Here is an 11,548-nt window from a genome sequence, read left to right on the forward strand (position 1 = left end):
ACGTGGACAGGAGGAAAAACGATGTCTGAAGCATATAAAAAAGCTGGAGTCGATATAGAAGCGGGCTATGAAGCCGTAGAACGGATGAAAAAGCATGTAGCTAGAACGAAACGCCCTGAAGTTTTAGGTGGCTTAGGGTCTTTCGGTGGAATGTTTGACCTTTCTCAATTTAACTTTAAAGAGCCTGTGCTCGTTTCAGGAACAGATGGTGTAGGTACAAAACTTATGCTCGCATTTATGATGGATAAACACGATACAATAGGAATTGATGCCGTTGCGATGTGTGTTAATGATATCGTCGTTCAAGGAGCTGAACCACTATATTTCCTAGATTACATCGCTTGTGGGAAAGCCGTTCCCGAACGAATTGAAGCGATCGTTAAAGGAATAGCAGATGGGTGTGAACAAGCTGGCTGTGCAATCGTCGGTGGAGAAACAGCAGAAATGCCTGGAATGTATTCTGAAGAGGAGTATGATTTAGCTGGATTTGCTGTTGGTATCGGTGAAAAGTCAAAACTCATTACGGGTAATGAGATTGAAGAAGGCGATGTGATCATCGGGCTCGCTTCTAATGGACTTCATTCCAATGGCTTCTCTCTAGTACGTAAAGTTTTACTAGAACAAGCACAATTATCATTACAAGAAGAGGTTCCCAGTTTAGGACGAACATTAGGGGAAGAGTTATTACAACCTACGAGAATATACGTGAAACCACTACTTGAAGTGATGGCAAACTATAACATTAAAGGTCTAGCGCATATTACGGGCGGTGGATTCTATGAAAACCTACCGAGAATGCTGCCAGACGGTGTAGGTGTCCATATTGATTTCGGTTCATGGCCGATCCACCCAATTTTTGAGTTAATACAAGAAAAAGGTGAAATCACAAGTAAGGACATGTTCTCTACGTTTAACATGGGGATTGGGATGGCAGTCGTTGTCTCAGAAAGTGAGATGCACCCAGTTCTTCAAAAGTTAAATGAATCTGGTGAAAAAGCCTACATTATTGGACGAGTAACTAAAGAAGCGGGAGTTTCTATTGGAGGACTCGAGTAATGAAAAAAATAGCTGTTTTCGCTTCTGGAAGCGGTTCTAACTTTCAAGCGATAATTAATGAGATTGAGCGAGGGGAGCTAAGTGCTCACATCGCTCTTCTCGTTTGTGATAAATCAGAAGCTAAGGCGATTGAAAGGGCAAAAACTCACGGAATTGATACGTTTGTTTTTAACCCGAAGGCCTATTGCAGTAAAGAAGAGTTTGAACAAGAAATTATTGATGAATTACAAAAAAGAGATGTCGAGTTTGTTGTTCTGGCGGGATATATGCGCTTAGTTGGTACAACGTTGTTGAGTGCTTATGAAGGAAAAATTGTTAATATACATCCTTCATTATTACCGTCTTTTCCTGGGAAAGATGCAATTGGACAAGCCCTTCTTGCAGGTGTAAAAGTAACAGGTGTTACAATCCATTATGTCGATCAAGGGATGGACACGGGACAAATTATCGCTCAAGAAGCGGTTACTATAGACGAAAATGAAACAAGAGAAACATTAACGACGAAAATCCAACAGGTAGAGCATCGCCTGTATTATAAAACTTTAAAAGAACTTTTATCGATATAAGGAGGACACTAAGATGGCAGTGAAACGTGCATTGGTTAGTGTATCAAATAAAGAAGGAATCGTTCCTTTCGTTCAACAGTTAGTGGAGTTAGGTGTGGAGGTTGTTTCAACAGGTGGAACGAGAAAAGCGCTAGAAGAAGCTGGTGTGAATGTCATCGGAATTTCTGAAGTGACAGGGTTTCCAGAGATTTTAGATGGGCGTGTTAAAACATTACATCCTAATATTCACGGCGGTCTTTTAGCCATGCGTGAAAGTGAAGATCATCTTTCGCAGCTTCAAGAACATAACATCACACCAATCGATCTAGTTGTTGTTAACTTATATCCATTCCAACAAACGATTGCTAAGCCAGACGTTACGTTTGCTGATGCAATTGAAAACATAGACATTGGCGGTCCGAGTATGTTGCGTGCTGCTGCGAAAAACCATGCACATGTAACCGTTGTGGTGGACCCAGCAGATTATGAAACAGTTATCGCTCAACTAAAAGCAGACAGTAAAGTAGAAGAAGATACACGCAAGAAATTAGCTGCAAAAGTCTTCCGCCATACAGCAGCTTACGATGCAGTCATTGCTGAATACTTAACGAACGAAGTAAATGAAGAAAACCCAGAGTCATTAACTGTGACGTTTGAAAAGAAACAAGATCTTCGCTACGGGGAGAATCCTCACCAAAAAGCAGCGTTTTATCGTAAGCCATTAGGACCGACGACATCTATTGCACAAGCAGAACAGCTTCACGGTAAAGAATTATCTTATAACAACATCAATGATGCGGATGCGGCAGTAGCTATCGTAAAAGAGTTCGATGAGCCGGCTGTTGTTGCGATTAAACATATGAACCCTTGTGGTGTTGGTGTTGGAGAAACGATTGAGCAAGCGTATGACAAAGCATATGAAGCAGATCCAGTTTCCATCTTCGGCGGTATCATTGCAGCTAACCGCGAAGTAGATCGCGAAACGGCTTTAAAAATGAAAGAAATTTTCTTAGAAATTATTATTGCACCGTCATTTACTGAGGAAGCTTTAGAAATTTTAACAACGAAGAAGAATTTAAGATTATTAACGTTACCGATTGAAAAAGCGAATAAAGCGGAGCTTCGACTGACGACGATCCACGGTGGTGCACTCGTTCAAGAAGAAGATACATTCGGATTAGACGAAGCTAATATTAGTGTAGCAACGAAGCGCGAGCCGACGGAAGAAGAGTGGAAAGCACTGAAATTAGCTTGGAAAGTTGTAAAGCACGTTAAATCGAACGCAATCGTATTAGCTAAAAACGAAATGACAATCGGTGTAGGTGCAGGTCAGATGAACCGTGTTGGTGCTGCTAAAATTGCGATTGAGCAAGCAGGACAACAAGCTACAGGTGCAGTATTGGGTTCTGATGCGTTCTTCCCAATGAGTGATACAGTAGAAGAAGCAGGAAAAGCTGGAATTACGGCCATTATCCAACCAGGTGGATCCATTCGTGATGAGGATTCAATTGCGAAGGCTGATGAGTTAGGGATCGCTATGGTATTTACAGGGGTTCGTCATTTTAAACACTAATCAGACGGAGGGAATGTTTCATGAAAGTATTAATCGTAGGTAGTGGTGGACGCGAACATACAATGGCTTGGAAGGTCGCACAAAGCCAGAAAGTAACTCAAGTATTTGTTGCACCAGGAAATGCAGGAATGAAAGATGTTGCTACCATTGTTGAAATACCTGAAAATGACCACGAACAACTGATTGAATTTGCTAAAAAAGAGCAAATTGATTTAACGATTGTCGGACCAGAAGCACCGCTATTAGATGGGATTGTCAATCGCTTTAAAGAAGCGGGCTTAAAGATCTTTGGCCCGGAAAAAGAAGCGGCTTTAATCGAGGGAAGTAAATCGTTTGCTAAAGAGATCATGCATAAATACAAAATCCCAACAGGTTATTATGAGACATTCACTTCCTATGGAGAAGCAAAAGCATACGTAGAAGAAAAGGGAGCACCTATAGTCATTAAAGCCGATGGATTGGCAGCGGGTAAAGGGGTTGTCGTGGCAATGACGATTGAAGAAGCGACAAACGCTCTTTACGAAATGCTTGAAAATAATCAATTTGGAAAAGCAAGTGCGAAAGTAGTAATCGAGGAGTACTTAGCAGGAGAAGAGCTTTCATTAATGGCCTTCGTTCATGGTGATGTTGTCCTTCCGATGGTTGGAGCTCAAGATCATAAGCGTGCTTATGACAATGATGAAGGGCCGAATACAGGTGGTATGGGCGCGTATTCACCAGTACCGCAATTTAACGAAGCTTCCGTTCAAGAAGCAGTCGAAAAGGTGTTACAACCAATGGCTGACGCAATGATTTCAGAAGGGCGCAGCTTTACTGGAATTCTATATGCTGGTTTAATGATGACAGATCAAGGACCTAAAGTGATTGAGTTTAATGCCCGTTTTGGAGACCCTGAAACCCAGGTTGTTTTACCTCGCTTAGTGACGGATATGGTGGATGTTATTAATGGACTTCTAGCTGGCGAAAAAGTGGAATTAGAATGGTCCGATGAAGCAGTTGTCGGTGTTGTAATGGCTTCAAAAGGATATCCATTAGCTTATGAAAAAGGTGCAGCAATTGACGGATTCCAAGCACTAGATCCGCAAACGCTTGTTTTCCATGCTGGAACGAAATTAGAAAATAATCAGTTTGTAACAAATGGTGGACGAGTCTTACTGGTTGCTCGTAAAGACAACAGCTTGCAAGCGGCTCAAGAAAAAGTGTACGAAGAGATTACTAACGTAAAAAGTGCTGGCTTGTTTTATCGTAAAGACATTGGAAACAAAGCTATCGGGCGCGCTTTTTCCTCATAAACAAATAAATAATGGCAACAATTGAACCAATGATTGATGCGTAAACAAATAAAGAATCAATAGCAAATTCCATGGGATTTCATCTCCTTTATAATAAGAGGCTTTACTCAATATTGTTGAGTTAGCCTCTTTTTTATAATAGCTATGTTAACGACATGATATAGTTAAAATACGTTGAATTTAGGCTCAACCGTAATTTCAACGCCTTTTCAGCAACTGGAAGGTTGAAATACGAGATGTTACGATCGTGAACATCAGCAGAAATAACTCAAAAGTTGAGAAATTGTTCCCTTACAAAAAATTAGCGGACACCAAGGCCGTTATTTCTATAAAAAGTATGCTAAGATAACGGACTCAGGGGCCGTTATTTACTAATTCTTGAGATGTTTATAAAGGATTCCAAGCAAATAGCGTCCTCTCAGTCCGCTAAACTCCAAAAGTAGAGAAATTCTTTAAAATAACGGCCTGAGAGTCCGCTAAAAAGGAAAATCTATCATTAGTTTTAGCGTAAGATGTCTAGCGCAAGCCCCCAGCGCCTAGCGAGACATCCCTCACCTCCGTACGATAAGTCAACATCGACTTACTTGGCTATCGTCGTGTTTCCTTTATCTCCTACGGTTCAGTCCAGTCCGTACGTCGCTAACCGGTCGCTTGTGCTTTTCGTGTCTAGCTCCAGGTGCCATCGGCTCGAGGTCGCTTCGATCCATCAAGCGTGTCTAAAGGGGGCAAGACACTTATTGCTGGCCCTCCAGCGCTTGTCGCCGATAAGCAGGCACCTTGCGCTTTTCTTATCATGATTTAGTTCGCTATCTCATACAGTAATAAACGACCCTTATAAAGTATCAACCGTTTCTTGCAGCTTTTCACTGTCAATATTCGTTTGTTGTTCATTGTTTTGTTTTTTAATTTGTACGACTTGTTCTTCAAACATGTATGTTAAAGGACAAAAACGAGTAATTCCTTCTGCTACCTTCATTGCACCCATCATAGCTACAAACAATGGCATACTTCTATATGGTTTTTTAACTAGCTTTGCTGTAGCCCAAGCAAGAATAGTAAAGCCGCAAGTTATTCGAACAAATGCATTAATCATCCCAATATTTGGTTTCAATTCACTGACAACACCTTTCTGACAGATTATTTTGTAAAATTTCAAATAAATTGCATATCTTTAATGTGTTAAACGGTGAAAATATGGTACGATAATATAAATTAGCTCAAGTAGAAATGGGTGAAGTTAAAATGGCTGAACGTATCTATCGTTGGACAAAGAAACTTTTAAGACAACAACTAGCGGTCATTCGTGGAGAGTTAGCCCCTACTGTTGTATTAAAAAATGCAACTTATCTTAATAGTGTAAGAAAGAAATGGCTTAAGGCCCATATATGGATTTACGAAGATCGAATTGTCTATGTGGGCAACCAAATGCCTGAACAATTTAAAGGAACTTCAATTATTGATTGCAGCGACCAATATATCGTACCAGGGTATATTGAACCGCATGCTCATCCTTTTCAGTTATATAATCCCCAGAGCTTTGCTAAATATGCATCGACTCGAGGGACGACAACATTGATTAATGATAACCTTATGTTCTTTTTACATCTTGAAAAAAAGAAAGCGCTTACGCTAATCGAAGAGTTAGATAGGCTGCCGACCTCGATGTACTGGTGGTGTCGTTACGACGCACAGACCGAATTAGACGGGGAGGAAGAGTGTTTTTCTAATTCGAGAATGAAAGCATGGCTCGAACACCATCTTGTTGTTCAAGGTGGAGAACTGACGTCTTGGCCAAAAGTGTTAGCCGGGGATGACTCCATTCTTCATTGGATGCAAGAGACAAGGCGCTTGCGAAAACCCATTGAGGGTCATTTTCCAGGAGCTTCTGAACGAACGCTTACTCAAATGGCACTATTAGGGGTGACTTCAGATCACGAAGCGATGACTGGTGAGGATGCGGTGATGAGGTTAAACCTGGGGTACACGACATCTTTAAGGCACTCCTCCATTCGCCCTGATTTACCAAGATTGTTAAAAGAAATGTTAGAATTGGGTGTAGATGATTTTACGAACTGCTTACTAACTACGGATGGTTCAACTCCAACCTTTTATGAACAAGGAGTCATTGATCATATGATTCAAATTGCAATCGAAAGCGGTGTTCCTCTAGTCGAAGCTTACAATATGGCTTCTTACAATGTGGCTAAATACTATAATTTAGACTACAAAATTGGAATGATTGCGCCAGGACGTATTGCACACCTTAACTTTTTATCAGAAAAAGACAACCCTATACCGACTTCAGTAATGGCAAAAGGTCAATGGGTTGTTCGTGATAACGAGATCGTTGAAAGTGATGACGTTTTTCCATGGAATAAGTACGAGATGGGGCCACTGCAGTTAGATTGGGACATTACAGAAGAGGATCTTCATTTTTCGATGCCGATGGGTATTGAATTAGTGAACTCTGTTATTTTGAAGCCATTTCAAATTTCAGTTGAAGGTACTGGTGAAAACTTATCAAAGGAACACTGTGAGAGCTTTTTTGTTCTGCTCGACCGAAAAGGAAAATGGCGAATCAATACGATTATAAAAGGATTTGGTAATAAAGTTTCTGGTTTTGCGAGTTCCTTTTCGAATACAGGTGATATTGTAGTAATCGGTAAAAATAAAACAGATATGATGTTTGCCTTTGAACAATTGAAACAACAAGGAGGAGGTATTGTCCTTGTTGAAGATGGTGAAGTCATTTGTAATATTCCTTTAAGGTTAATGGGAATTATGTCCGATCAATCAATGGAAGAAGTAGTTGAGCAAGAAAAGGAACTTGTCCGAGAATTAAAGAAGCGCGGTTATGCTTACGAGGATCCTATTTATAGTTTATTATTTTTCTCATCTACACATTTACCGTACATTCGGGTAACGCAACATGGAATTTATGACGTTTATAATAAAAAAGTACTCTTTCCTTCAATTATGCGTTAAACTATTAAAGAACATTATTATAATGGGTCAAAGGTCGTGTAATCATTGAAGAAATCATCGAAACTTTTATTAACAGCCGTGTTAGCTATATCAATAAGCATGACAGGGTGCAAAAAGGATAAAGAAACGGTTCAAGAAGATATTGATCCTGTTAAACAGGAGGAGTCGCAAGAAGAGGTTGTTGAGTATGAGACAATCTTTCCTCTAACAGGTGTTCCAACTGATGCAGCAATCGACCATCGACCATATGCTGTAACGATCAATAATCATCGTCAAGCGAGACCTCAGTCAGGTTTGTTAGAGGCAGATGTTGTATATGAAGTTCTTTCAGAATATGAAATCACTCGTCTTGTCGCAATCTATCATAGTATGCAGCCAGAAAACGTTGGACCAGTGCGAAGTGCGCGAGGGTACCACATTGACTTAGCAAAGGGCTATGATGCGTTTTTCGTAAGTCATGGATGGAGTCCGGACGCAAAAGAAAGGCTGCTTATCCAAAATGAGACAGATTACCTAAATGGGATGGAAGGCAATAATGACGGAGCTCTGTTTAAACGTTCATCTGATCGAAAAGCGCCTCACAATTCATATATTACGTATGATAATATTGTGAAGGGATTAGAAGCGAAAGGGTATCATCTAATGGGTGAACCGGCACCGCTAGCCTTCTATGAAAATGATGATGTTGAACTTGAAGGAAGCACTGCTGAAAGCGTAACGATCGACTATCACAAGCTTTATGATGTAACTTATAAGTATGATGAAGCGAAAAATACATTTTCACGGTATAATGGATCTTATCATGCTGTAGATTATGATACGGCAGAACCACTTGCGATCCATAACATCTTTGTAGTGGAAACCAAGCATGAAGTTATAGATGAACAAGGTCGACGTAAAATCGATTTAACATCAGGTGGAAAAGGACTGTTGTTACAAAAAGGTGTAGCAATAGAAGTAGATTGGGTGAATAAAAACGGCAAAATTCTGCCTGAGAAAAATGGTGAGCTGGTGAAGTTTGTACCAGGTCAGACGTGGATTAATATTATTCCAGAAAAGATTGAACAGCGAGTAATTATTGAAGAATAGGAAGAGGTGAAATCATTGCAAATTAATAAGTTACGAGGGAAAGAATTAGACCAACTATTTAATGCAATCTTATCGCTAAATGATTTAGAGGAATGTTATCAGTTTTTTGATGACTTATGTACAATAAATGAGATCCAATCGTTAGCACAACGTCTAGAAGTAGCACGTATGCTTCAATTAGGTAACACGTATCATAAAATTGAGACAGAAACAGGCGCAAGTACCGCTACGATTTCAAGAGTAAAACGTTGTCTTAACTATGGTAACGACGGCTATAAAATGACGTTAGACCGAGTTCACGGCGAAACCAAAGAAGACGAAGAAAAAGAATAAAAGATTAAAACGGTGCCAGGCACCTTCAACACTGCAAAGTGTTAAAGGTGCCTGGCACCTCTTTTTGCTTAAATAGTTATATGCTTGAATTGTTTGACTTGGAAAAGACCTGTATCGGTTAGTTTCAAGTCGGGGATTACGGGTAAGGCTAAGAATGACAAAGTTAAAAAGGGATTAAAGCTACCTAAAAATCCTACTTCAGTCAGTGCGGTATTTAACGAATTGATTTGTTTTAAAGTCTCCTCGTAGTGCTGTTCCGTTAATAATCCGCAAATCGGTAATGGCAGGGTGCTAACTGACTTACCATTTTTAACGATCGCTATTCCTCCCTGCATTTCTTTGATTTTAGAAATTGCTTCTATCATGTCGTCATCATTCGTGCCACAAACAATTATATTATGTGAGTCATGAGCGATCGTCGTTGCAATGGCACCTTCCTTAAACCGCATGCCTTTAACGATTCCGAGTCCAATGTTTCCTGTTGCATGATGCCGCTCAATAACCGCCAATTTCAGCTGGTCCTTTTCTATAGAAGGAATAAATAAGCCATCTGCAATATCCACTTCTTCACTAATATGATTCGTAATTAGAGAATTAGGAATGACTTCAATGATGTTCGCCGTTTTCCGACTCAGTGAGATATTCAAATCCTCTTTCGTAACAGGCTTTAAGTTGACACTTTTTATTAGAGAAGGAGGTATTGCTATTTCCTTATGACTCGTAGCACTTTCTATAAGTTCTCTTTTCTTAACGATGTGCTCGCCTTTTAAAAACACGTCCTCAATGACAACCTGATTTAGATCGGAAAGAATGAGCAAGTCAGCATCAAAACCCGGCGCAACTGCTCCTTTGTTTTGTAGTTGGAAACATTCTGCAGCATTAATGGTTGCCATTGAAATCGCTTGTATCGGATCTAAGCCCTCGGCTATCGCTAAGCGAACATTGTGATCTATGCTTCCTTCATCTAAAAGGTCATCTAAATGTTTATCATCGGTTACGAATAAGCAGCGCCTTGAGTTCCGTTCTGTTACAACCGGAAGCAGCGCTTTTAAATCTTTAGCAACGGATCCTTCTCTAATCATTAAATACATTCCGCGCTGCAATCGAATTTTAGCTTCTTCTACATTCACAGCTTCGTGATCCGTTTGAATGCCTGCGGCTCGATATGTATTAATTCCATATTGATCTAAACCAGCTGCGTGGCCATCGATTAATTTGCCGTGGTCCGCCGCAGAAATTAGCTTGTTCACCATTTTCTCACTGCCATTTAAAACTGCAGGAAAATCCATCACTTCGGCAAGCCCTAACACATTTTGGTCGTTATAAAAAGGAGCAATATCTTCTGCTTCAAGGACAGCACCGGCATTTTCAAAAGAAGTAGCTGGTACACAAGATGGTATCATAAAATAAATATCTAACAGAGACTCCCGGCTGCTATCAATTAAATATTGAATACCTTCTGTTCCTGCAACATTTGCAATTTCATGAGGATCGGCAATCAATGTAGTCACCCCATGTGGAACAAGCACTTTTTCTAGCTGCTGCGGGGTAAGCATGGACGATTCGATATGGACATGACCATCGGTAAAAGCAGGACAAATATAACCGCCCTGAGCATCAAATGTTGAGTTACCTTCATATGAGCCAATTCCAACGATTTTTCCATTTGTAATCGCAACGTCTTCTTCGATGATTTCCCCGTTAAACACATCAATTATTTTTCCATTCGTAATTACAAGATCAGCTTTTTTAGCTTTTGATGCGCTGTGAATATAATCATAGATGTTATTGCCAATATCCAATTAAAAACCTCCTTATGGTTCGCACCCTAATCATTTTGTATAGTATACCAACCTCGATTTTAAAATGTTAGTTTTTGGTCCAAAAATGTACCAATATTTTTTTCAAGAGTGTCCCCTTAGATTGCTGTCTGATTTTTGATATAATCATTCAGTGAGATAAATGTTTCGATGATGGAGGAAATAGTCATGCTTGAATATAAAGAATGGAAGCATGCCTTTAAATTAGATCCGAATAAAGATATCAGCGATGAAGATTTAGAGGCAATTTGTGAGTCTGGGACAGATGGGATTATTGTAGGAGGAACAGATGGAGTAACCCTTGATAATACCCTAAGTTTATTAGCGAGAATTCGCCGGTATTCTGTACCTTGTGCGTTAGAAGTTTCAAATCTAGAATCATTGACACCAGGATTTGACCATTATTTTATTCCAACCGTTTTAAACAGTAATGATACGCAGTGGATCACGAAACTTCATCATCAAGCTGTAAAAGAGTATGGTCCAATTATGAATTGGGATGAGATTGTGATGGAAGGGTACTGTATTCTTAATTCAGATGCAAAAGTTGCCCAACTTACGAATTCAGATACTAATTTGCAAGAAGAAGATGTTGTTGCGTATGCTCGAATGGCAGAGCATATGTACCATTTACCTATATTTTATATTGAATATAGTGGAACGTACGGAGATGTATCAGTTGTAGAGGCGGTAAAAGATGTGGTGAAAGATACCCGTGTATTTTACGGCGGGGGCATAACCAATGCAAATCAAGCTGAAGAAATGGCACAGTTTGCTGATACGGTCATCGTAGGAAATATCATCTATGATAATATAAAAGCTGCACTTACTACGGTTCAAGCCGTAAAAAAATAG

General features: G+C 39.9%; 11 protein-coding genes. 8 read left to right on the forward strand and 3 right to left on the reverse strand.

What is annotated here, in order from left to right:
- Nucleotides 1-21 precede the first annotated feature (21 nt).
- Genes purM through purD form a run of 4 tightly spaced genes read left to right on the forward strand, consistent with a single transcriptional unit; the run spans nt 22 to nt 4,466 of the window.
- The gene (gene purM, locus AC2VNP_RS14745; RefSeq protein ID WP_486918054.1) at nt 22-1,056 is read left to right on the forward strand and encodes a phosphoribosylformylglycinamidine cyclo-ligase; all 1,035 of its coding nucleotides are present in this window, start codon (nt 22-24) and stop codon (nt 1,054-1,056) included.
- Nucleotides 1,056-1,622, forward strand: coding sequence for a phosphoribosylglycinamide formyltransferase (gene purN / locus AC2VNP_RS14750; protein ID WP_486918055.1), 567 nt, complete (start codon nt 1,056-1,058; stop codon nt 1,620-1,622). Before purM ends, purN begins: the two co-directional genes overlap by 1 nt.
- 13 nt (nt 1,623-1,635) lie before the next feature.
- A complete protein-coding gene (gene purH, locus AC2VNP_RS14755) occupies nt 1,636-3,174 on the forward strand; it encodes a bifunctional phosphoribosylaminoimidazolecarboxamide formyltransferase/IMP cyclohydrolase (RefSeq protein WP_486918056.1) in 1,539 nt (512 codons plus the stop codon).
- Between the two features lie 20 nt (nt 3,175-3,194).
- The gene (purD, locus tag AC2VNP_RS14760; RefSeq protein WP_486918057.1) at nt 3,195-4,466 is read left to right on the forward strand and encodes a phosphoribosylamine--glycine ligase; all 1,272 of its coding nucleotides are present in this window, start codon (nt 3,195-3,197) and stop codon (nt 4,464-4,466) included.
- Here the strand turns inward: purD and AC2VNP_RS14765 are convergent.
- Together AC2VNP_RS14765 and AC2VNP_RS14770 are read right to left on the reverse strand one after the other, a co-directional pair.
- On the reverse strand, nt 4,441-4,539 hold the full coding sequence (locus AC2VNP_RS14765; RefSeq protein WP_373323188.1) for an EYxxD motif small membrane protein: 99 nt from the start codon (nt 4,537-4,539) through the stop codon (nt 4,441-4,443). The two genes, purD and AC2VNP_RS14765, sit on opposite strands and share 26 nt — an antisense overlap.
- A 759-nt stretch (nt 4,540-5,298) precedes the next feature.
- A complete protein-coding gene (locus tag AC2VNP_RS14770; RefSeq protein WP_486918058.1) occupies nt 5,299-5,577 on the reverse strand; it encodes a YgaP family membrane protein in 279 nt (92 codons plus the stop codon).
- Between the two features lie 131 nt (nt 5,578-5,708).
- Here AC2VNP_RS14770 and AC2VNP_RS14775 point away from each other — a divergent pair, with 131 nt between their 5' ends.
- Genes AC2VNP_RS14775 through AC2VNP_RS14785 form a run of 3 tightly spaced genes read left to right on the forward strand, consistent with a single transcriptional unit; the run spans nt 5,709 to nt 8,873 of the window.
- A complete protein-coding gene (locus AC2VNP_RS14775) occupies nt 5,709-7,451 on the forward strand; it encodes an adenine deaminase C-terminal domain-containing protein (protein WP_486918059.1) in 1,743 nt (580 codons plus the stop codon).
- A gap of 45 nt (nt 7,452-7,496) precedes the next feature.
- On the forward strand, nt 7,497-8,540 hold the full coding sequence (locus AC2VNP_RS14780; RefSeq protein WP_486918060.1) for a DUF3048 domain-containing protein: 1,044 nt from the start codon (nt 7,497-7,499) through the stop codon (nt 8,538-8,540).
- A 15-nt stretch (nt 8,541-8,555) separates the two neighbouring features.
- Nucleotides 8,556-8,873 (forward strand): YerC/YecD family TrpR-related protein, encoded by a 318-nt coding sequence (locus AC2VNP_RS14785; protein WP_486918061.1) that lies wholly within the window; start codon nt 8,556-8,558, stop codon nt 8,871-8,873.
- A 68-nt stretch (nt 8,874-8,941) separates the two neighbouring features.
- Here AC2VNP_RS14785 and ade read toward each other — a convergent pair whose 3' ends face one another.
- Nucleotides 8,942-10,669 carry an adenine deaminase gene (gene ade / locus AC2VNP_RS14790; protein WP_486918115.1) on the reverse strand — a complete coding sequence of 576 codons (1,728 nt, stop codon included), beginning with the start codon at nt 10,667-10,669 and terminating at the stop codon, nt 8,942-8,944.
- A 192-nt stretch (nt 10,670-10,861) separates the two neighbouring features.
- On the opposite strand from ade, the gene pcrB reads away from it, so the two are divergent.
- Nucleotides 10,862-11,548: a heptaprenylglyceryl phosphate synthase gene (gene pcrB, locus AC2VNP_RS14795; RefSeq protein WP_486918062.1), complete on the forward strand. Its 687-nt coding sequence runs from the start codon at nt 10,862-10,864 to the stop codon at nt 11,546-11,548.

The organism is Alkalihalobacterium sp. TH-98, from assembly GCF_057473385.1.

Coding starts and splice junctions, on each gene's coding strand:
- purM (WP_486918054.1), top strand. CDS start 22: ATGTCTGAAGCATATAAAAAAGCTGGAGTCGATATAGAAGCGGGCTAT.
- purN (WP_486918055.1), top strand. CDS start 1,056: ATGAAAAAAATAGCTGTTTTCGCTTCTGGAAGCGGTTCTAACTTTCAA.
- purH (WP_486918056.1), top strand. CDS start 1,636: ATGGCAGTGAAACGTGCATTGGTTAGTGTATCAAATAAAGAAGGAATC.
- purD (WP_486918057.1), top strand. CDS start 3,195: ATGAAAGTATTAATCGTAGGTAGTGGTGGACGCGAACATACAATGGCT.
- AC2VNP_RS14765 (WP_373323188.1), bottom strand. CDS start 4,539: ATGGAATTTGCTATTGATTCTTTATTTGTTTACGCATCAATCATTGGT.
- AC2VNP_RS14775 (WP_486918059.1), top strand. CDS start 5,709: ATGGCTGAACGTATCTATCGTTGGACAAAGAAACTTTTAAGACAACAA.
- pcrB (WP_486918062.1), top strand. CDS start 10,862: ATGCTTGAATATAAAGAATGGAAGCATGCCTTTAAATTAGATCCGAAT.